This is a genomic window from Sphaerisporangium sp. NPDC049003 (assembly GCF_043197795.1).
Classification (GTDB): domain Bacteria; phylum Actinomycetota; class Actinomycetes; order Streptosporangiales; family Streptosporangiaceae; genus Sphaerisporangium.
The window spans coordinates 1-21,064 of record NZ_JBICTU010000025.1; the positions used below are offsets into that span (position 1 = coordinate 1).

Below are 21,064 nucleotides of genomic sequence, written 5' to 3' on the forward strand. Positions count from 1 at the left end.
ACCAGATCCAGACACTTTCTGTCAAATCATCCGATCTGGCAGAAACCGCCCCGAACTGGTACAGTTCGGCCGCCCCGTCTCCAGGGCAACCCGTCTAACTTACCGGATCAACCGGACAGATGCAATCTTACTGCATCAACCGGGATGATCCCGACGCTAGATGGGGGTGTGGGCAGGCCAGTAGCCCGCAAGATTTTTTGGATCTCCCGGGGCCCTGATCGCCGCCCAACGAGGGGAAACTCTAGCAGCATCCCAGGAGTGCCGGACGCCACTCTGATATCCGGTAAACCTTTCCCGCCCCTCAGCCATCCCAAACAGCGAGCGATTCGCGCCGGCGCAACCTGCCAGCAAGTCATCCGCAATCGCCAGACGTTACGAAGAGGGTGCGGGACTCCGCTGGCGCCACCCCGGTGCCCGGATCCCCGCCCGTGGAGGTGGTCATCATGACGCGGTCGGAGTTCGACGACATCCGCGCTCACATCGCGGCCGAGGAGGGCGACTCAGACGATCTCCTGCAGATCGCCCGAACCCTGCTGGACGACTTGGAGCAAGCGCGACTTCGCGAAGCGACCCTTCGCACCCAGTACCTGGGCCTGCTGACGGCCGGACGGGCGACCGTCGCCTCCGACGCCGTAGGAGACGCCGACCCACTGACATTCCTGCGGCACGAGCTGGACAAGCGGGGCCAGCTCCCCGCCGGCGACGAGGAGGTCGTGCGCATCCTCGCGGACGCACGTATGGCCGAAGAGCTGCTCGCCCATCTGGAGGAGGCGCCGCCCGCCCGCCTCAGGACGGGCGGGCGGATGCGCCGGTGCGCCGGCGTCTCGCGCAGGCTGCCTCACTAGCGACAACCCGCACTAGCAACATTCCGTCGAAATCGGTGATGCAAGCTCACTTGTTGAGATGACAGCCTTTGCCCTGACATGAGGGTCGTCCTGGAAGACTTCCCCCATGTGGATCCGGGGGCTGAACTGGGCGGCCATCGCCCTGGTAGCGGTATTCGGCCTGCTCTGGCTGGGCGTGGTGGTCTTCGCCGCCACGACCACGCCAGGCTGGCTGCGCACCGTCCAGGCTGTCTTCAGCATCTGCCTGCTCGGCTGGGCCGGCAGGAAGTCACTGCACCTGATAAGAGCCGTCGCGTGACCTATTTCGCGTCCGCGTAGCAGGACACCGCCACCGCCTCCATGGGAATGCGGACGGGCGTCTCTCCGAACAGCAGGCGGGTGGCGTCCTCCGCCGCCCGGCCCACCGCCGCCGACACCTCGCCGACGAGGTCCTCCGGGCAGTGGACCATCACCTCGTCGTGCTGGAAGAACACCAGCCTGGCCGGATGGGGCAGCCGCCCGCGCAGCAACGCCATCAGGGTGAGCGCCCACTCGGCGGCGGTGGCCTGCACGACGAAGTTGCGGGTGAACCGCCCGCGGTCGCGCGCCGCGCGGCTGCCCTCGGGGCCTGTGACGAGGTTCCGCCAGTGCGCCGACGGGGGCGGGCACGTACGTCCGAGCCAGGAACGCACCAGTCGGCCCTCCTCGCCGGATCGCGCGGCGTCCTCCACGAACGCGTACGCCTGCGGGAACCTCTGCCGCATTATGGCCAGCAGCTTCGAGGCGTCTCCGCTGGTGCCGCCGTACATCGCGGAGAGCATGGCGATCTTGGCGTTGTCGCGGGCGCCGCCGAAGGCCTGGGCCAGCGCGGCGTACAGGTCGATCTCCCCCGCCGCGCGGGCCAGGCCGCGGTCGCCGGCCATCGCCGCCAGCACCCGGGGTTCGAGCTGGGCCCCGTCGGCCACGACCAGCCGCCACCCCTCGTCGGCGACCACCACGCGGCGCATCACCTTGGGGATCTGCAGCGCCCCTCCCCCGCTGGTGGCCCAGCGGCCCGACACCACGCCCCCCACCACGTACTCGGAATGGAACCGGTGATCGCGCACCCACTGGTGGGCCCAGGCCCAGCCGTGGAAGCTGTGGAGCCGGGCCAGCTCCTTGTATGCCAGCAGGGGCGCGACCGCCGGATGGTCGACCTGCTTGAGCACGTGGGACCTGGTCGAGGAGACGTCGAGGCCCGCCGACTTGAAGGCCTTGACGATCTGCTGCGGGGAATCGGGGTTGACGGTGGCGCCGAAGGCGGCGCTCACCTGGTCGGCGAGGGCCTGGAGCTTCGCGGGCCGCATGCCGTGGACGGGCCGGGGTCCGAGGAGACCCGTCAGCAACTCGTCGTGGACGTCCTCACGCCAGGGCATGCCGTCGTGGCCCATCTCGGCGGCGATCAGGGCTCCGGCCGACTCCGCGGCGACCAGGAGACGGAAGCGGCCGGGGCTCTCGGTGGCCTCGATCCTTCTGAGCTGGTCGAGATAGACCTCGGTGACGTCGATCTCGGCGGGCTCGGGCTCGAACAGCGTGTCCTGCACGGCGTGTGGGCCCGCCCCGTCGTCGGGGACCGGGAGGCCGTGCAGCCTGGCGTACGCGGCCTGCGCCGACCTGGGCTCGCCGTACCTGCCCTCGTGACCGAGGAGCAGTGACTCGGTGAGCGTCAGGTCGTGACAACGCGCCAGCCGTACGTCGCGGGCGAGGAGCGCCGGGTAGATGTCATGGGTGCCGGCCCAGATCCACCGGGGACGCTCGGATCTCTCCAGGTCGCCGATGGCGCGCGCGAGGTCGCCGACGCGCCTGGCGCCCTCCCCTATCGGTCGCAGCGTGCCGCCGCCGGCGTCCGCCGTCACCGCGATCCGCATACCGACGAGAGTATCCGAGGCCACCGACAGTCTTCGATCACAGGTTCGAGTGCGCGGTCCGCGCGTTCATCCGGTGGCGGTGCGTTGCGTGGACGGGGGTGCGGGCGCGAGTCTGATCACATGCTTGCGTTGATCAAGGCGTGTCACCCGGGTCCCACGGCGGTCGTCACGGCCGTGGGCTGCGCGCTCGCGGCGGGTGCCGGGCGGGGCACGGGCGGCGCGTTCCTGGTCGGCGCCGCCGTGCTCAGCGGTCAGCTGTCGATCGGCTGGAGCAACGACTGGATCGACCGCGCACGCGACCGCGCCATCGGACGGCCAGACAAGCCGCTCACCGGCGACTCGGCCGAGCCTCGCACGGTCGCGAGGGCCGCGTTCGCCGCGCTGGCCCTGTGTGTGCCGCTCTCGCTCGCCAGCGGCGTCCTGGCCGGGATCGTGCACCTCGCCGCCGTCGCCTGTGGATGGCTGTACAACCTCAGACTCAAGGCCGGAGTGGCCTCGCCATTGCCCTTCGCGGTCGCCTTCGGCCTGCTGCCCGCATTCGTGACGCTGGGACTGCCCGGGGAGCCGTGGCCCGCGTGGTGGGCGTTGCTGGCGGGGGCGCTGCTCGGTATGGGAGCCCATTTCGCCAACGTCGTCCCCGACCTGCCCGACGACCTCGCGCTCGGGGTGCGCGGCCTTCCCCAGCGTCTCGGGCCGACGGGGGCGAGGCTCGGCGCCGCGCTTCTCCTGGTCGCCGCGTCCGTGGTGATCGCCCTGGCTCCGGGGGATCGCGGGGGGCCGGTCGGTGTGGCCGGTCTCGGAGCGGTCGCGCTCGTGCTGGGCGGGAGCCTGATCGTGGCCCGGCGCTCGGTGCGGCGGGCCGCCTTCGCCGTGACCGTCGCCGTGGCCGCCATCGACATCATGATGTTCGCCGCCCAGGGCGCGAGCCTCGTGTGATGACAAGTCCGAAATGCCCGAAAATAGCGGATCGTTCCATTAGTCGCTTATTCTGGAAGGGGTCCGTCCAACTCACATGTTCCGAGATTTATCCGTACCGTGACCTTCACACTCGCAAGAAGTGATCAAGCTATCACAGACTGGGAATGACCTGCGAAAACACAGGGGACGAGTGTATAAGAGTAGGACCTTGGTCGTCCCGGTCCTCACCCTCTGGGGAGAGGCGTGGCCCCGGCGGCAGAGGGCTCCACCGACCGAGACGAGATAAGGCAGCGGCGCGCAATGACAGGAAATCAAGCGGGCGACACGCTCGTCAAGGGTTCGAGAAACACCGACTACCCCTGGGACGAGTTCGATCCCCACGCGTATTGGCAGCACAATTACGGCGTACTTCGCGAGGACGACCGAAAAATAGTCGAACAGGTGCGCGATTTCTTCGCGGGCATACGCGATGTCTACGATGCCGAGGGCCTCGACGTGGGGACCGGTCCCAATCTCTATCCCGCGCTCGCGATGCTGCCGTTGTGCGGCAAGATCACGCTGTGGGAGCACTCCAGCGCCAACGTCGAGTGGCTGGAGCACGAGGTGCTCAACTACTCCCCGACGTGGGACCCCTTCTGGAAGGTGCTGCAGGAGAAGATCCGCTACCAGAAGATCCGTGACTCGCGCTTCGCCCTCGCCGAACGCGCCGTGGTGCGAAAGGGAAGCGTCTTCGAACTCCCGCGGGCCAAGTGGGACCTCGGCACCATGTTCTTCGTCGCCGAATCGATCACGACCGCCAAGCTGGAATTCGAACGGGCGATCAGAAGCTTTCTTGAGGCGCTCAGGCCGGGAGCGCCGTTCGTGATCGCCCTCATGGAGAACTCCGAGGGTTACCGGGTCGGCACCCATTTCTTTCCGGCCATCAGAGTCGACGAGCTTGTGGTGCGCAGAAAACTGATACCGTACGCGCCTGATGTCGTCGTGAGGCATATTGACAGTGACGGGTTGCTGCGCGAGGGCTACAGCGGGATGATCCTGGCGCATGGTCGACTGCGAAAGTGACGTAACGCCGCCGGGAGAGGTCCTGCGCCTATGAAACTGCAGCCACGGCAACAACTTCTCGAAGTCTGGAAAGCAGTTTCCCGCGCGTCTATCCAAGATGGCCGGTGGACGTGGGGCGGGCGTGACGGCTCCAACTCGATTTCGGACACCGAGCAACTCTTATGTCTCATGTTTCCGGCTTCTGAGCTGGTCGGATTCAAGCTCGACGTACCCGACGAGACGGCCGAGGACGTCCTCGACGCGCTCGGCGCCCTCGGGGACAGCGTCGAGATCCCCAAGACCCTGATCAAGGTCATCGGCGAGTACCTCGACGCCTACACCGATGACATGGGCCGGCCGGTGTTCGCCGGCGGCAGCTACTTCAAATCGAACGACCCCGACCAGGAACCGACCAAGGAACAGCAGCGGCTCGACGTCGTGGACTCGTTCTCGATGTCGGTGACCCTGATGCTGAGCGTCCTCGGGTTCCTCCGGGTCTTCCGCCGCAGCGTACGCCGTGAGGATCTCCTCAAGGAGATCGCCGACGTGGAGACGCGCGCCGGCAAGCGGCTGTCGGCGGCCATGGTCAACCTTCTGCGCAGCTTCACGATCAATGTGTTCGACCCGGCTTCACCCCAGGGCAAGGCGCTCATCCGCTCGGTCAACCAGGAGAACCTCCCGGAGCGCCGGGTCGTCGAGGAGTTGCAGAAGCAGCTCACGGGCGTACGGGCCGGCCTGCGCGACCTCACCATCGGATCCGGGCAGGTCGACCTCGACAACCACAACCTCATCTTCGAGTGTGGCTGGAGCTGGGGCATCGTCCAGGACGCCCCGGAGGTCGAGACGGACCTGGACGTGGGGCCGCAGCCGAACGGCATCGCGCCCAACCTGCCGTTCCTCTACTTCACCGTCATCGCGCTGACGACCATCACCGACCTGTTCTCGGAGCGCACACGCGTCCTCGGCCTGCTCGACGACGAGCAGCAGCAGCTCGCCAACGCCCTGCAGCGGCGCTGGGACCTCACCCAGGCCTACTGGGCACGCGTCGCCATGTACGGACGTGGGCGCTGGCCGCTGGAGGACATCCCCTGGCGCACGACCGACGACGTCGAGTCCGACTACTTCTCCCTCCTGGTCACCGCCATGGTGGTCGAGAACCTTCTGAGCACCCGCGCGACCGACACGGTCCTCAGCCGCGTCGCCGGAATCCTCGACGAGCTGGCCATGAGAGCCCGCATCACCCGCCGGGCCACCAGGGACGACCCCCCGGTGAGGATGCACTCGCCGGGCGTGGTCTACCAGCTCGACGGCAGCGACGCCCTGGGCCCGCCGATGCACTGGCTCATCTCGGACTTCTCCATCACGCTGCTGAAGCGGACCATGGGCGTGGCGTCCATCGCCCGCAGCACCCAGATGCGCGAGCGGCTGTTGTCCCTCGCGGACGAGATCTGGGACCACATCTCCCACCGCCGCTACACCAAGGGCCCGGCCACGGGTCTGTGGGACCAGCCGTCCAGGGTCTTCACCGACCTCGAACCGGTCACCGACCTGCCGTCCTGGTACTTCACAGAACGCGCGGTGGAGTTCCTGGTCTCGGCGGCCAAGACCATCGAGACTCAGCCCATCCGCAGCCCGCTGCTCGCCGACATCGCCAACGAGATGCTCAGCGAGGCCGAGCATCTGTACGACCAGGAGCAGCTCATCTGGGTGGCCGGCTCCAGGCAGGCGCTCCAGCCGAAGCTGCGAAGCATCGAGGCCAACCTCGGGCGAGCGCGGGTGATCATCCGTTCGCGGCCGGGGAGCGCCATCGCCCTCGTCAGCGAGTGCCTCCGCGATCTCGAACTGCTGGCCCTCGCCCGGGAGAACGCCACGGAGGGAGGCTGACGATGCTGGTTTTCGCGATCAGCGACAAGGGCGGCACCGGCCGTTCCGTGACGAGCAGCAACATCGTGTACCGCCGTGCGCTCGACGGCAACGACGTCTGCTATCTGGACTTCGACTTCGGCTCCCCGACGGCCGGCGCCATCTTCAACGTGAGCACGGCGGAGCGCGGCACCGACCGCGGCGGCATGCACTCCTACCTTCAGGAGAAGGTCCAGGAGCCGTACCGCATCGATATCTGGGCCGAGTCCGACCGCGGCGCGCTGCGCGGCAAGCCGCCCGGTGCCGGGCAGCTCGTCCTGTTTCCCGGCGATTCGAGCGGCGGCGAGTTCCGCACCACGACGGGGATCGTCCAGCAGTGCGTACGGCTCTTCCTCCTCCTGCAGGAAGAGTTCGACCTCTGCCTGATCGACCTCAGCGCCGGACGCTCGTACGCCGCCGACATGGTCCTGGCCGCCACCGCGCACCCCGAGCTCGCGGCCGTCCCCTTCCGGTGGCTCGTCTACCACCGGTGGACCCGCCAGCACATCATCGCGGCGTCCGGGCTCGTGTACGACAAGCGGGGCCTGCTGGAGGTCGGCGCCGCCCACGGGCACGACAAGAGGGCCCTCGCCGAGCAGATCCGCTTCGTCCGCACGGCCGTCGTCGAGCCGAGCGCGCCTGAGCTCTCGGCCCTGCGTTCCACGCAGCTCGCCTGGCTCGACGAGTGCAACCGCGACCTGCACGAGCTGGCGAGGCGCCACCGGGTCGGCCGTACGGCGATGCTCGGGAAGGTGCCGCTTGACCCGGTGCTGCAGTGGAGGGAACAGCTCATCGTCGACGAGGACGTCTACGCGAGCCGCATCGCCAACGAGAACACGATCAAGGCGTTCGACGACCTGGCCACGAAGATCTTCGACGTGCACGCCTGGGAGGGACTGTGAAAGCCGTCTTCACCGAGGACACCGCGGAGCGCCGAATCGAGTCGACTCCCCTGTCCCACGTCTCCGTCGAGCTCGGCCACCTGTACATGGAGGACTTCGCCGTCGGCCCCGAGCGCATCCGTGAGCAGTTCCGCCTGGTCGCGCCCTGGTTCGAGACCCTGCGCAGGACGCTCCACCCGAAGGCGCGGGTGAGCACGTGCTTCCTCATCGACGACTACTTCAGCCGTTTCAGCACTCCGGCCGAGGTCGTGCCCATGGTGATCGAGGCGGCGGCTGAGGCCGGGCTGGTGATCGACTACCTGGCCCGGGAGTCGGCCTGCGCCCACTCGGGCACCGTGGACGTGGCCCGGTTGGTCCTCGACCGGATCGTCGACGACCCGGCCCCGGGGTCGAACGGGTCGCGCCCGCCGCTGACCAAGAGCGGCTGGCTCTGCAACGGCCGGCGAGAAGCGGACGGAGCCGAGTCCGAGGCCATGGGCACCGAGTCCGGCTGGCGGCCTCCCGAGCAGAACGCCGCCCGGCGGCACTCGATCTTCATCGACGTGGAGCTCTGGGACGAGCCCCGCGGTACGCGGGTGTGGTCCTGCCCCTACCTCGCCGCCGTCTGGCAGTTGATGCGCCTCGGCCTGCTCCGGCACCACGGCAGGCCGGTGGTGACCATGTCCCGCGTGGAGGAGGGGTTCCCCGGCGACTGGGACGCGCTTCCGCCCTTCGTGCAGCTCAACCCCGGGGCCCCGCCGTTCGCCGCCTACCGCACCGCGTCGGTCCTGTCCTCGCGGTTCCTTCCCGTCGAGCTGGCCGTACGGACGATCCTCGGCCAGGTGGCGGCCGATCCGGTGGTGCTCTCGCAGGTGGCCGGCCGCGCGCGCGGCGAGGGCCTGCGGCTTGAGGACGAAGTCGTCGACCGCGTCTCCTACGTCTTCCTGTAGGGACCGGCCGCCTGCGAGGGACCGGCCTGGAGGCCACATGTTGATAGTGGGGGAAGTGCACACCGGGCTCCTGCGCAACCGGGGAGAGCTCTCCGACGCCCAGTGCCGGGAAGCTCTCTGTCTCGTCTCAGGTGAGCAGGTTCGTACCTCGCTGCGCCCCTTGCCCCACGCGATCTCCCCCGAGGTCCTCGCCGGGGTCGACTGCCGCCTCCCGAGCCTGTCGGGTGCGCGCATCAGGGCGACCGGTACGGTGACCCACCGCGCCGCCATCACCGGAGGACGGATCCTGCAGGGCTCGTCCTACGCCGTCATCGTGCGGGCGGAACGCGACTACCGGATGCCCTGGTCGCACTACCTGGCGCGCCCGGGGCAGGTCGAGGTGCAGGGCAGGCCACGCTGGCGTGACATGGCCGACGGTTTCATGGCGTCGGAACTCGCGCTGGACATACTCGATTTCGGGGCGATAAGCGGGCGGCTGATGAACCGCGTCCAGGATTCTCCGCGGCTGGACCGGAAGACGCCGTTCAAGACGACCCGCACCCGGCTGCGATGGGTGATGGAGCGGGGGAAGGCGGAAGAGGAGGAGGGCCTCCCGCCCGTACGGCTCACCCTCTGGAACGGCATGCTCCGCACGCTGCGCCTCACCGGGGAGCCGGATACGCGGATCGTCGCCTTCTGCGAGGACCTGGCCCTTCACGACTGGCTTCTGACAACGCTGCAGACGCTCATCGAACGGGCTCTCATCGGGACCGCGGCCCCCACGCAGATCGCCGCGAAGCTGTCGCCCGCGATCGACCATCTGCTGCACCTGTGGATGCCGGGAGCCCGTATGGACGACTCCTTCCAGCCTTTGTGGGAGGAGCTGGAAAGGCACCCGGGTTTCTCCCGGCAATGGAAATCGTCTGTAGAAAGAATCCGCGACCAGGTCGCGGTCAACACCCTATCTCTTCTAAGCGTGATGGCAGAGAGCAGGCGAGAAGCAGATGGCGACCCCATCTCGAGCCGAGTTACTCCCCCAGACGGTACGTAAGATCCTGGTGACCCTCCTGATCGGCGGGTCGTCTTTCGTGCTGACCAATGTGCTCGTGGCCGAGGCCGATGTCCTGTCCAGCGTGACCCTGTCGGTCTTCATCGGCGGAGCGGTGTTCGTGGTGCAGTTCCTCGTGGACGTCGACAGGCAGTTGCAGGCCGTCCTGCGGGACCAGCGCGTGCATCACAGCGCGCTGCACCTGCTGGTCGACAGCGGCTTCAACCGGATCAACGAGGCGACGGAGCTGTTCGGCCTGGCCGAGACGTCCGCCCTGCAGACCGATGTGATCACCCAGTTCGTGCGCAACGCCACCGCGCTGAGCACCGACCTGCCGAAGCTGATCCAGGACCTGGCGCAGTCGGAGATCGCCCGGATGACCCACTTCCTGCGCGAGCTCAGCGAGGGCATCGTGACCCAGGAGGGCGAGGACCGCGACTGGCTGCTCGGCCTGTCGAAGCACGCGAGCGCGTCGATAGACGCGATCAGCATCCCGATGGTCGACGCCGGAGCCTGGGACATCGAGGGCGGCTTCTGGACGACCGACCTCGGCATGCGATACCTGGAGAACCAGCGTGACCGCGCGGACAAGGGCGTCCGGGTCCGGCGTATCTTCGTCCTAGATCGTTCCGACCGGCCCGACGAGGAGCTGTTCAGGCGCGTCTACACCTGGCAGGCGGAGGTGAACATCGAGGTGCGGGTGCTCGACCCGTCGACGATCCCGACCACCCTGCGCGGCTGGCTGTCGGACTTCATCGTGTTCGACGGGGTGGTCAGCTACGAGACGACCCTCGGGCCGAGCGTGGGCGAGGGCATCTACATGATCAAGAACACGCAGCTCGTCCTCGACCCCGTGCAGGTGAGGACCCTGTCGGAGAGGTTCACCCATCTGTGGGCGCTGGCGCGACCGCTGGACTGAACCTCGCCGGATCGCACAGCCCGAGCAGCGCGCGCGTGGCCGCGTCGGCGGTACGGCCGCGGTCGAGCAGCGCGCCGACGAGCTCGGCGCTGACGGGCGCGAGCGTGATGCCGAGCCCGACGTGCCCCGTGGCGAGGATCACCCGGCCGTGGGGCTCGACGTGACCGATGAGCGGGATGCCGTCCAGGCTCCCCGGTCGTACGCCCGCCCAGTGCCGGCCGTGCCTCCAGGTGGCGGCCTCCGGGGCGAGGACGGCCAGCCCGCGCCGCATGACCGCGAGGTTCCCCGGCGTGGGCGCCGTGTCCGATCGGCCCCGCTCGTAGGTGACCCCGACCGCGAGCCGTCCGTCGATCCTCGGGACGACGTAGATGTCGCGCCCCTCGACGCAGGCGTAGACGTGATGGCGCATGGGGTAGCCACGCGCGCCGGGAGCCACCACCTCCATCGCCTCCCCCTTGATCGGGAGCAGCAGGTTCGCGTGGTCCGGGACCAGGGACCCGCTGAGGTGGCCGCCGGCCACGACGAGGTGGCCGGACTCGACGCGGGCGCCGTCTCCGAGGGTCACGGCCACGCCGCCCGCGTGGACGTCCACGCGCTCGACCCACGAGCGCGACTCGATCCGGACCGCCGGGTCCCGCCAGAGGACGGCCGAGAGCGCGGACATCAGCCGCGGCGGCTCCAGAGCCAGCTCGGTCGGCAGGTGGAATCCGCCCCGGACCTCCTGGCTGATGAGCGGCTCGACCCGGAGCACCTCGTGCCTCGACAGGGGCTCGACCTTCGCTTCGATGGCGCGCCAGCGGGGCAGGACGCTTTCCTGGAGCCTGGCCATCTCCTCGTCGTCCAGCGCGATTTGCAGAGCGCCGGTGGAAAGCAATGGAACCTGTATTCCCGACAGGCCGATAATGGTTTCCAGCCACACGGGATACAGATCTCGGCTGCGTTTGACGAGCTCGCGCAATGGGCCCAGGCACAGTTCGTCGGTCTCGGTGATGATGCCGCCCATCGCCGCCGAGGAAGCCCCGCTGCCGAGCCTGGCACCTCCATCGACGAGCACAACTGTGCGGCCTTCGGCGCTGAGCCGATGGGCGATGGCGCAACCAACGATCCCCCCACCGGCAATGGTCACGTCATAGGTTGCGCGCACGCGCGACTCCTCGCCACCCCGTAGTGCCCGTGCCCTGTTTTCGCGCGATACGCGGACCCATTCCTTTCTCAACGAGGCATTTGCGTCCGTACGACGATATCGCGGCGGGACAACGCCGAGGAGAGCCGAGCGACATCGGGAGACAATCCGACCCGGACATGCGTGAGGGCCCGGGATCCATTGGATCCCGGGCCCTCATTGGTAGCGGGGGTAGGATTTGAACCTACGACCTCTGGGTTATGAGCCCAGCGAGCTACCGAGCTGCTCCACCCCGCGTCGGCTTGCATTTAAAGACTATCGGCCCTTTGGGGCACTGGCAAATCGTATGGTCCTCGCCGTTCCGGGGCGGGCGCGGCCGTCGCCGGCCGTACCCGCCCCGGAACACGCCTACGAGCTGGGCGTCGGCGTTGGAGTGGGGCTCGCCGTGGGCGTCGCGGTGGCGGCCGCCGCCGGCGCCCCGGTGGGCGTCGCCGAGGGCGTGGCCGACGGGCTGGGCTTCTGCTTGCCCAGCGCCGACTCCAGGTCCTTCAGCGCCTGGGCGAGCCGCTTCTGCGCCTCGCCGTACGCCGCGAAGTCACCGTTCTTGATCGCCTTCTGCCCGTCCTCGTACGCCTTCTGGGCGCTGTCGAAGGCCTTGGTGAGATCGGGCGTCACGGTGGAGGTGTTCGGCTGGCTCGGCGTCAGCGGCGTCGTCGGGGTGGACGGCAGTTGCTGGCCCTGGCCGAACACCTGGTTCAGCGCGTCCGCGAGCGTGGTTCCGATGCCCACGTCGGACCCGAACATGACCAGCACCCGCGCCAGGGTGGGATAGCGCGCGGAGTTCTGCACCTTCGGCTGGACGTAGACCGGCTCGACGTACAGCAGGCCGCCGCCGAACGGCAGGGTCAGCAGGTTGCCGTTCAAGGTCTCCGTCGTGCCGCCGATCCGCAGGTCGTTCAGGACGCTGGCGGCCTTCGTGTCGAAGGTGTTCTGCGCCTGTTTGGGACCGGGGATGGTCGTGTCGCTCGGTAGCTGAAGGATCTTGATCTTCGTGGCCGAGTCGCCGGTGGCGTCCACCGCCATGAAGGCCGCCAGGTTGTCCCGGTTGTTCGGCACCATGGTCGTGGTGAGCGAGAAGCGCGGCTCCGCCTCGTTCGGCATCCTGAGCGTCACGTAGTACGGGGGCTGCTTGGTCTTCGAGCTCGCCGGGTCCTCGGGCACCTTCCAGAAGTCCTGGCCGCCGTAGAACGCGTTCGAGTCGGTGACGTGGTAGTTGCCGAGGATGTCGCGCTGCACCTTGAACAGGTCTTCGGGGTAGCGCAGGTGCTCCATGAGCTCGGTCGAGATCTTGGACTTCGGCTGGATGACGCCGCCGAAGGCCTTCTCCCAGGTCTGGAGCAGCGGGTCCTTCTCGTCCCAGGCGTACAGCGAGACGGTGCCGTCATAGGCGTCCACCGTCGCCTTGACCGAGTTGCGGATGTAGTTGATGTGGTCGCGCGGCTGCGGGGCGGTCAGGAGCCTCTCGGTCGAGGTGTCCCTGGTCATGTCACCGAAGCTGCGACGCTCGGAGTAGGGGTAGTCCTCGGACATCGTGTAGCCGTCGACGATCCACAGGATGCGCCCGCCCACGATCGCGGGGTAGGGGTCGCCGTCGAGCGTCAGGAACGGGGCGACCTGCTGGATCCGGTCGCGCGGGTCGCGGTTGTACAGGATGCGCGACTTGCTGTTGATGTCGGACGACAGCAGCAGGTTGGTCTCGCCGTACTTGCTCGCGTACAGCAGGCGGGTGAGGAAGTTCCCGATGGGAACGCCGCCCTTGCCGGTGTAGGTGAAGTTCTCCTGGCCGCTGCCCTGCCCGTTGTTGCTCTGCTCGGGGAAGTCGAGCTCGATGGGCTTGGCGCCGCCGCCGACGATGGAGTACTCGGGGGAGTTCTCACCGAAGTAGATGCGCGGCTCGAAGTCGCCCAGCCCCTTGGTGGGCGGGATGTCCTTCACGATGAAGTCGGGCTTGCCCTGGGGGTCGGTCTTGCTTCCCGGGCCGGCGACGAACCCGAAGCCGTGGGTGTAGACCAGATGGTCGTTGATCCAGTTGCTGTCCGGAGCCTTGCCGACTTCACGGACCGCCACCACCGTGTCGCGCGACACTCCGTCGATCTTGTAGCGGTCGACGTCGAGCTGGTCGGGGAACTGGTAGTAACCCTTGATCTGCTGGAGCTGCTCGAAGGTCGGGGAGAGCACGCTCGGGTCGAGCAGGCGCACGCCGGGGATCGTCGAGACCTCGCTCTGGAGCTCCTGCTGAGTGCCCTGCGTCTTGGCGCTGTAAGGGGTGACCTCGGTGGACGAGACCCCGTAGGCGTCTCTGGTCGCCGTGATGTTGCGCTGGATGTAGTCCTGCTCTTTGCTCTGCTGGTTCGGCTTGACCTGGAACTGCTCGACCAGCGCCGGGTAGACGGTGCCGACCAGGACGGCCGAGAGCACGAGGAGCCCGAAGCCGACTCCGGGGAGCATGCCGCCGGACCGTACGATGCCGGCGAAGAAGAGCGCGGCACAGATCAGCGCGATGATCGCCAGGATGCTCTTGGCGGGCAGCACGGCGTGGACGTCTGTGTAGGAGGCGCCGAAGACCTTGCCCCGGTCGGAGAAGACCAGGCCATAACGGTCGGTGAAGTACGCGACGGCCTTGAGCAGCACGAACAGGCCCACCAGCACCGACAGGTGGACCCGGGCGGCACGCGTGGCGTGCAGGCCCGGCGACTGCAGCCGGAAGCCCCCGTACAGGTAGTGGACGATCGCCGCCGCGACGATCGAGATGATCACCGCGGTGAACAGGAAGTTCAGCACCATCCGGATGAACGGGAAGGTGAACATGAAGAACGAGATGTCCATGTGGAACATCGGATCGGACTTGCCGAAGGACGACCCGTTGATGAAGAGCAGCCAGGTCTTCCACTGGCCCGCGGTGGAGGAGCCGGTGAACAGGCCCAGCACCGCCAGCCCGACCAGAAAGACCATCTTCCGGTGCGGGTCGATCGCCGCGCGGTAGCGGTCGGCCCCCTGGGAGGCGCCGCCGAACATGCCGATCCCGAACAGGGGACGGGCGCGGTAGGCGATGATCATGTTGCCGCCGACCACGCCGCCCATCAGCAGCGCGCCGAACACGAACAGCAGCAGCTGGGTGACGAGCATGGTCGAGAAGACCGAGGTGTAGCCGACCGAGTCGAACCACAGCCAGTCGGTGAAGATACCGGCGAACACGAAGAACAAGATGACGATCGCGACCAGAGTGATCGCGACGGGAACGAGAAGCCGCGGCCGGCGGGGCATACGCATCGCCCGACCCGCGCCGGGGTTCCGGAAGGTCAAGGCCCACCCCTAGATTTCACGAGTAACGGTCCGTGTCTGGCAACCTACACCGGTAGTGAAGCGGTCACCTTCCAAGCCACGGGCACGGTCGGGCCACAACTTGCGGCCTTCCCGCGCCCGGCCGGCCCACGCGCCGCGTGAGGTCGGGCACGGCTCGGAGCACGCGCGACGCCACCGGATAGGACGTGCGCGTACAGGTGGCCCAACGCCCCGGGCACCCGGCGGGTTCCCCGCCGGCGGGCCGGGCACGCGGGACGGGCCGCGAAACCCCGAAGGTTCACGCGGGCCCGACCGGCCGGGTGAGGTCACCTGGCCGGACAACTCGCCACTTGCCCGGACCCCGTGCGCAGCGCGTCGATCGCCTTGACGGCCTCGTGCATCGTGCTCACCTTCACGAGACGAAGGCCCTTCGGGACCGCCTGGACGGCGTCGTCGCAGTTGTCGGCGGGGGTCAGGAAGATCGTGGCCCCCGCGTCGCGCGCGCCGACCATCTTCTGCTGGATGCCGCCGATCGGGCCGACCTTGCCGTCGGGAGTGATCGTGCCGGTGCCGGCGATCGACGAGCCGCCCGTGAGCGGGCCGGGGGTGAGCTTGTCGTAGATGCCCAGGGAGAACATCAGGCCGGCGCTCGGGCCGCCGACGTCACCGACGTTGACGTTCACGGTGAACGGGAACTTGAACTGGGTGCCCATGATCATGCCGACGATGGAGCCGTTGGCGCCCGCCACCGTGCCGATCTTGAGGGTCATGGGCTTGCCGTCGCGCACGACGCTGAACTCGACCTGCTCGCCGGCCTTGTGCTTGCGCACGCCGGCCGCGACCTCGTCCACCGTGCGGACCGGCGCGCCGTCGACGGCGGTGATCTCGTCGTTGCGCAGCAGCTTGCCGTCGGCGGGCTTGCCCTTCTGCGTGGAGGCCACGGCCACGATGACCTTGATGGGGATCTTCAGCTCGTTCAGCGCCGCGGCGGTCGCGTCCTGCTGGGAGCTGCTCATCTCCTGGGTGTTCTGCTCCTCGACCTCTTTCACCGACACGGCCTTGGGGAAGATCGTCTCTTCGGGCACGACGGCGACGGTGGGGTCCATCCAGCCGCGCAGCGCGGTGAGCAGGTCGATGTGGGCCTCGGGCCCGCCCTGGTATGCCACGGTGACCAGGCTCAGCTTGCCTGAGGTGGGATAGGTCTGGTGCCCCGAGATGCTGATGACCGGCTTGCCCTTGACGTCGCCCAGAGTGTTCTCCGTCGGACCGGGGCTCAGGGCGACGTACGGCACGGGCAGCAGCGCGCCGGCGCCGCCGAGCACGAGCGTGAGCACGCCCGCAACCATCAACGTCAGACGTCGTCGGGACATGGGGGCAACTCTATGCGCTCGCCGGGACGACGGTTACGCGGACACACACAGGGCGGACATCCAGGTCAATCACAGCCTCAGGTTCGGTGAACCCCCTGGTCAGCCGCAGGCGCCGACCCATTCGGCGGAGCCGTCGGCGAAGACCTGGTGCTTCCAGATGGGCACTTCCCGCTTGAGGTCGTCGATCAGGCGCCGGGAGGCCTCGAACGCCTCGCCCCGATGGGCGGCCGCCACGGCGACGATCACCGCCGTGTCGCCCAGCTCCAGATCGCCGACCCGGTGGACGGCCGCGAGCGCGGTCAGGGGGAAGTCGGCGGCGACCTTCTCGGCGACGCGGCGCAGCTCGGCCTCCGCGCTCGGGTGCGCGGAGTACGAGAGCAGGGTGACGGGCTTGCCGTGGTCCTGGCTTCGCACGGTGCCGACGAAGATGGTCGTACCGCCCGCCGCATGGTCGCCGACGGCACCGAGGACCTCGTCCACGGAGAGCGGGGTGTCGCGAATGCCCAGCAATCGGATGACGTCCACGCCATGAGGGTACTCCGCGGCCCGGACGTGGCCGGAGATCTCCATGCCCATAGGGGTGCCCGGATCCGCTGCCGGACCCGTACACCCGCAGGTCCGGCGGGGGACCCCAGAACTCCTCCTAGATCCGCTGCGATCCCTCTAGATCCGCCTGGTTCCGCCTGGTTCCGCCTAGATCCGCCGCTTGCGGCGTGCTCTGCGGACGATCGCGGCGGTGCCGATCACGGCGACGGTGGCGCCGGCGGCGGTGAGCGTGGCCTCCTTGCCGGAAAGGCGGCGGCCGACGACCGCGTGCTTGCCCTCGCGGAGATCCAGAAGCTGCTGGAGCGCGGCCTCGTTCGTCCAGGCGGGCTTCCACCCGGCGGCACGCAGGGAGGCGCAGTCGACCACCCAGGGGTAGACGACATAGTGCAGGTCGGTGGCGGGGGCCGGCGTGATGCCGAGGCGGTGCAGCCGCTGCGCGGTGCCGAAGGTCAGCCCGGCGGGCAGCTCGAAGCGCCGCAGGCCGGACAGCTCCTCGACCTGCTCCATTTCCAGCCATCCGTCGCTGCCGACGGTGACGACCCCGGAGACCAGGCCGAGCGCCGCCAGCTCAAGGGCCGACACCAGGTCGTCCACGTGGCAGAACTGCCAGTGCGGAGCCGAGCCCTTGACGGTGAGCAGGCGCGGAGCCTCGAAGTGGCGCGTGACCACCGTGTCCATGCCCGGCCCCACAACGGCGGCCGGCCGCAGCACGGTCACCTCCAGGCCGGGATGACTGCGAAGGCAGCGCCGCACCAGGGCCTCGATCTCCAGGTGGTCGCCGACCACGCCGGAGTCGGGCTCGGCGGCCACCGGCGCGTCCTCGGGCAGCGGAACCGGGTTGTCCGGCACCGCCCCGTAGACCATCGCGCTCGTCACCAGGACCACCCGCCGCACCCGCGCGGCGGCCGAGGCCGTGAGCACGGTCTGCGCCGCCCTGAGGTTGTAGGCGCGGCGCTCGGCCGGGTCCGCGTCGAGCCGGTAGTCGGAGGCGAGATGGACCAGGACGTCGACGTCGGAGATCCGGTTCGCCAAGAGCGGATCTCGGACGTCGAGAACCCGCCAGGTGACGTTCGGGACGTCGCCTCGCTGGTCGTCTATCGCCACCACGCGGCGGAAATCCGCAGACGAGGCGACCCGGGAGAGGAACTCCCTGCCCAGCCCTGTGGCCGCGCCGGTGACGGCGACGACCGGTGGCCGGAGGCGTTTCGAGGTAGGCACGAGGTCCTCACTTTGCACTGATCCGCCCTACGACGGATAACGTGGCGGATGTGGACTCCTCCATCCTGCACGAGGTAGAGCGGTGACTGACCTGCCAGGTCGCGAAAACGACCCCAACGAGAATCCGTTCGCGATGTTCGGCGACCCGGAGCAGATGGCCGCGGCCATGCGCCAGTTCGCCGACATGCTCTCGGCCCCAGCGGGCTCTGGGCCCGTCAATTGGGATATGGCCAAGAACATCGCGCGCCACGCCGTGGTCGCCGAAGGCGATCCGAGCGTCATGGAAGGCGAGCGCCGCCAGATCGTCGACGCGCTCCGCCTCGCCGACCTCTGGCTGAACGAGGTCACCGATCTGCCGAGCGGCCTGACCAATCCGGAGGCGTGGAGCCGTTCGGAGTGGATCGAGAAGACCGTCCCGGTCTGGAAGCGCCTCTGCGACCCGATCGCCGAGCGCATGGTCGAGACCATGGGCGGCGTCCTGGGCGGCGCGGGTCTCGGCGGCGAGGCCCAGGCGATGGCCGCGCAACTCGGGCCGCTGATGGGCATGATGCGCCAGATGGGCGGCATGATGGTCGGCACCCAGATCGGCCAGGCCCTCGGCACGCTGGCCCCCGAGGTGATCGGCTCCTCCGACATCGGGCTGCCGCTGTCGGAGACCGCGGCGCTGCTGCCCGGCGGCATCGCCGCGTTCAGCCACGGCCTGGAGATCCCCGCCGAGGAGATCCGCCTGTACCTGGCGCTGCGGGAGGCCGCGCACCACCGCCTCTTCCAGCACGTCCCGTGGCTGCGCACCCAGCTCTTCGGCGCCGTCGAGGAGTACGCCAAGGGCATCACCGTGGACACCTCCGCCCTGGAGGAGCAGATCCGCGGGCTCGACATCAACAACCCCGAGCAGATCCAGGAGGCTCTGAGCGGCGGGGCGCTGCTCAAGCCCGAGGAGACCGAGCGCCAGAAGATCGCGCTCGTACGGCTGGAGACCATCCTCGCCCTGGTCGAGGGCTGGGTCGGCACGGTGGTGGACTCCGCGGCGGAGGGCAAGCTGCCCTCCTCGGCCGCTCTGTCCGAGACCGTGCGGCGGCGCCGCGCGACCGGAGGGCCGGCGGAGCGCACCTTCGCCACGCTCGTGGGGCTGGAGCTCCGTCCGCGTCGCCTGCGGGAGGCCGCCGCGCTGTGGCAGGCCCTCGCCGCCGACCGCGGCGTCGACGGGCGCGACGCGGTGTGGTCCCACCCCGACCTCATGCCGACCGCCGGTGACCTCGACGACCCCCAGGCCTTCGTCCGGGGCGAGGCGAGGTTCGACCTCTCCTCGTTCGAGGACCAGGGAGGACGTGAGGGCGGATCTCCGGAGAAGCCCGGCGACACCGGCACCCCGCCCGGCCCCGGGGAACCGGGCACGAAGGAGCCCGGCGGCGAATGACGCTGCGCGACGAGGCACGAGCCGCGCTGAGCCTGTGGACGGCGCCGACCCCCGCCGAGGAACTGCTCCGCAAGGAGTTCGTGGATCACCTGCACGCCCACGACGACGCCATGTGGCGTTCGTGCGCGGCGGGCCACCTCACGGCCACCACGGCGGTGCTGTCCCACGACGGCGCCAAGGTGCTGCTGACCCTGCATTCGAAGGCCCAGATGTGGCTGCCCATGGGCGGGCACTGCGAGGTGTCCGACGCGTCGCTCGAAGCCGCCGCGCTGCGCGAGGCGACCGAGGAGTCCGGCATCCCCGGGCTCCGGCTGCTGCCGGGGCCGCTCGCGCTCGACCGCCATCGGGTGTGGTGCCATCCGCCGCACTCCTGGCACCTCGACATCGAGTACGGCGCGGTGGCGCCGCCGGGAGCCGAGTACGTGATCAGCGACGAGTCGCTGGAGCTGCGGTGGGTCCCGGTCGACGACATCCCCGAGCCGACGGATGAGGCGACACGCAGGCTCGCCCGCCGGGCGAGGGCGCTCGTGCTGTCCTGACGGGTCTGAGCCCGGGTATCGCTCCTCCCCTTGACACGCCCCCTGTCGTCCCGGCTTCTTCACGCGGTTCCTACATCCGCTCGATAGGGTCGTGATCGGAACACCGAGCCGAACCTTGAGATGGGTGAAAGCCACGGCCGAGACACAGGTGGGCGGCGTGATAGTGACCCCTGGCCGCCGACGGCTCCGACTGCGCGTGCCGGGCACACTGGCCTGGCTCGCGGTGACGCCGTTCGCCGCCTGGGCCGTCACCCGGGTGGGCGGCTTCGAGCGCGGGTCGTTCTCCGAGCAGATCATGACGGCCACGCCGTACGCCGCGGCGGGCTCACTGCTGCCGGTGCTGCTCTCGGTCCTGTCCAAGAAGAAGGCCGTGACCGCCGTCTCCGTCGCCACGTCCGTGGCGCTGGGGTTCAGCGTGCTCCCCCGCGCCTTCGGGGACGCCCAGGCCGCTTCAGGCCGGCCGTTCACGGTGCTCACGACGAACCTCTTCTTCGGACGCGGTGACGCGGAGACCGTGGTCGACCTGGTCCGCCGGCACCGGCCCGACATCCTCAACACCCAGGAGCTCACTCCGGCGGCCGTGGCCGATCTCGACGCGGCGGGGCTGAAGGAGCTGATGCCCTACCGCGTCCTGCAGGACGAGTGGAGCGCGGCGGGAAGCGGCGTCTACTCCAGCCATCCGGTCACCCGTCTCGACGGGCTGTTCCAGGTGATCGGCCACAACATGCCCGCGGTCCGGCTGAGCCTGCCCGGGGGAACGCAGGTCGAGGTCGTCGACGTGCACACACTTCCCCCGCTGGGCCGTCAGGCCACGCAGTGGGCCGAGGGGCTGCGGGCGCTGCCGCCGGGACCGGCATCTGGACCGTTCCGCATCCTGGCCGGCGACTTCAACGCGAGCCTCGACCATGCCGAGCTGCGGCGTCTGATCGCCCGGGGTTACCACGACGCGGGCGACACGACCGGCAACGGCCTGACCCCGACCTGGCCGGCCAACAAGCGGGTGCCCCCGATGATCACGATCGACCATGTGCTCGCCGACCAGCGCATCTCTGTGCTGGGGTACCAGGTGTACGACATTCCGGGCACCGACCACCGGGCCGTGCTGACCCGGCTGTCGCTGCCGGTCGCCGGGCACTGACG

The 21,064-nt window shown here is 69.0% G+C and carries 18 protein-coding genes and 1 tRNA gene; 12 read left to right on the forward strand and 7 right to left on the reverse strand.

Going from position 1 to position 21,064, the window contains the following annotated elements; translation table 11 throughout:
• Window positions 1–443 precede the first annotated feature (443 nt).
• A complete protein-coding gene (locus ACGFIV_RS26000; RefSeq protein WP_358547161.1) occupies window positions 444–845 on the forward strand; it encodes a hypothetical protein in 402 nt (133 codons plus the stop codon).
• Window positions 846–951: 106 nt separating this feature from the next.
• On the forward strand, window positions 952–1,143 hold the full coding sequence (locus ACGFIV_RS26005; RefSeq protein WP_358547154.1) for a hypothetical protein: 192 nt from the start codon (window positions 952–954) through the stop codon (window positions 1,141–1,143).
• Between the two features lies 1 nt (window position 1,144).
• Here ACGFIV_RS26005 and ACGFIV_RS26010 read toward each other — a convergent pair whose 3' ends face one another.
• Window positions 1,145–2,731, reverse strand: a complete 1,587-nt coding sequence (locus ACGFIV_RS26010) for a bifunctional 3'-5' exonuclease/DNA polymerase (RefSeq protein WP_358547152.1) — start codon at window positions 2,729–2,731, stop codon at window positions 1,145–1,147.
• A 120-nt stretch (window positions 2,732–2,851) separates the two neighbouring features.
• On the opposite strand from ACGFIV_RS26010, the gene ACGFIV_RS26015 reads away from it, so the two are divergent.
• The 7 genes from ACGFIV_RS26015 (at window position 2,852) to ACGFIV_RS26045 (ending at window position 10,369) form a co-directional block, all read left to right on the forward strand.
• Window positions 2,852–3,667 carry a UbiA family prenyltransferase gene (locus tag ACGFIV_RS26015; RefSeq protein WP_358547149.1) on the forward strand — a complete coding sequence of 272 codons (816 nt, stop codon included), beginning with the start codon at window positions 2,852–2,854 and terminating at the stop codon, window positions 3,665–3,667.
• Window positions 3,668–3,892: 225 nt separating this feature from the next.
• On the forward strand, window positions 3,893–4,711 hold the full coding sequence (locus ACGFIV_RS26020; protein ID WP_358547147.1) for an SCO2525 family SAM-dependent methyltransferase: 819 nt from the start codon (window positions 3,893–3,895) through the stop codon (window positions 4,709–4,711).
• A 30-nt stretch (window positions 4,712–4,741) separates the two neighbouring features.
• Complete coding sequence (locus ACGFIV_RS26025; protein ID WP_358547144.1) at window positions 4,742–6,574, forward strand: SCO2524 family protein; 1,833 nt, start codon at window positions 4,742–4,744, stop codon at window positions 6,572–6,574.
• A 2-nt stretch (window positions 6,575–6,576) separates the two neighbouring features.
• Window positions 6,577–7,494 carry an SCO2523 family variant P-loop protein gene (locus tag ACGFIV_RS26030; protein WP_358547142.1) on the forward strand — a complete coding sequence of 306 codons (918 nt, stop codon included), beginning with the start codon at window positions 6,577–6,579 and terminating at the stop codon, window positions 7,492–7,494.
• Window positions 7,491–8,423, forward strand: coding sequence for an SCO2522 family protein (locus ACGFIV_RS26035; RefSeq protein WP_358547139.1), 933 nt, complete (start codon window positions 7,491–7,493; stop codon window positions 8,421–8,423). Before ACGFIV_RS26030 ends, ACGFIV_RS26035 begins: the two co-directional genes overlap by 4 nt.
• Window positions 8,424–8,460: 37 nt before the next feature.
• Entirely contained in the window at window positions 8,461–9,453 is a 993-nt protein-coding gene (locus ACGFIV_RS26040; protein WP_358547136.1) for an SCO2521 family protein, read from the forward strand.
• A 7-nt stretch (window positions 9,454–9,460) separates the two neighbouring features.
• The gene (locus tag ACGFIV_RS26045) at window positions 9,461–10,369 is read left to right on the forward strand and encodes a hypothetical protein (RefSeq protein ID WP_358547133.1); all 909 of its coding nucleotides are present in this window, start codon (window positions 9,461–9,463) and stop codon (window positions 10,367–10,369) included.
• Here the strand turns inward: ACGFIV_RS26045 and ACGFIV_RS26050 are convergent.
• From ACGFIV_RS26050 to ACGFIV_RS26075, 6 genes are all read right to left on the reverse strand, one after another.
• Window positions 10,332–11,513, reverse strand: coding sequence for an FAD-dependent oxidoreductase (locus ACGFIV_RS26050; protein ID WP_358547131.1), 1,182 nt, complete (start codon window positions 11,511–11,513; stop codon window positions 10,332–10,334). The genes ACGFIV_RS26045 and ACGFIV_RS26050 overlap by 38 nt on opposite strands.
• A gap of 199 nt (window positions 11,514–11,712) precedes the next feature.
• Window positions 11,713–11,789 (reverse strand) — tRNA-Met (locus ACGFIV_RS26055).
• A gap of 111 nt (window positions 11,790–11,900) precedes the next feature.
• Complete coding sequence (locus ACGFIV_RS26060) at window positions 11,901–14,822, reverse strand: UPF0182 family protein (RefSeq protein ID WP_392838027.1); 2,922 nt, start codon at window positions 14,820–14,822, stop codon at window positions 11,901–11,903.
• 338 nt (window positions 14,823–15,160) lie between these two features.
• Window positions 15,161–16,204 (reverse strand): PDZ domain-containing protein, encoded by a 1,044-nt coding sequence (locus ACGFIV_RS26065; protein ID WP_358547125.1) that lies wholly within the window; start codon window positions 16,202–16,204, stop codon window positions 15,161–15,163.
• A gap of 99 nt (window positions 16,205–16,303) precedes the next feature.
• A complete protein-coding gene (locus tag ACGFIV_RS26070; protein WP_358547122.1) occupies window positions 16,304–16,729 on the reverse strand; it encodes a molybdenum cofactor biosynthesis protein MoaE in 426 nt (141 codons plus the stop codon).
• A gap of 168 nt (window positions 16,730–16,897) precedes the next feature.
• Window positions 16,898–17,968, reverse strand: a complete 1,071-nt coding sequence (locus tag ACGFIV_RS26075; protein ID WP_358547119.1) for an NAD-dependent epimerase/dehydratase family protein — start codon at window positions 17,966–17,968, stop codon at window positions 16,898–16,900.
• Window positions 17,969–18,050: 82 nt separating this feature from the next.
• On the opposite strand from ACGFIV_RS26075, the gene ACGFIV_RS26080 reads away from it, so the two are divergent.
• The 3 genes from ACGFIV_RS26080 to ACGFIV_RS26090 all read left to right on the forward strand — a co-directional run bounded on the left by ACGFIV_RS26080 (window position 18,051) and on the right by ACGFIV_RS26090 (window position 21,062).
• Window positions 18,051–19,385 (forward strand): zinc-dependent metalloprotease, encoded by a 1,335-nt coding sequence (locus ACGFIV_RS26080; RefSeq protein ID WP_358547116.1) that lies wholly within the window; start codon window positions 18,051–18,053, stop codon window positions 19,383–19,385.
• A complete protein-coding gene (locus ACGFIV_RS26085) occupies window positions 19,382–19,924 on the forward strand; it encodes an NUDIX domain-containing protein (protein WP_358547113.1) in 543 nt (180 codons plus the stop codon). The genes ACGFIV_RS26080 and ACGFIV_RS26085 overlap by 4 nt, the downstream gene beginning before the upstream one ends.
• 157 nt (window positions 19,925–20,081) lie before the next feature.
• Window positions 20,082–21,062: an endonuclease/exonuclease/phosphatase family protein gene (locus ACGFIV_RS26090; RefSeq protein WP_358547110.1), complete on the forward strand. Its 981-nt coding sequence runs from the start codon at window positions 20,082–20,084 to the stop codon at window positions 21,060–21,062.
• The last annotated feature ends 2 nt before the right edge of the window (window positions 21,063–21,064 follow it).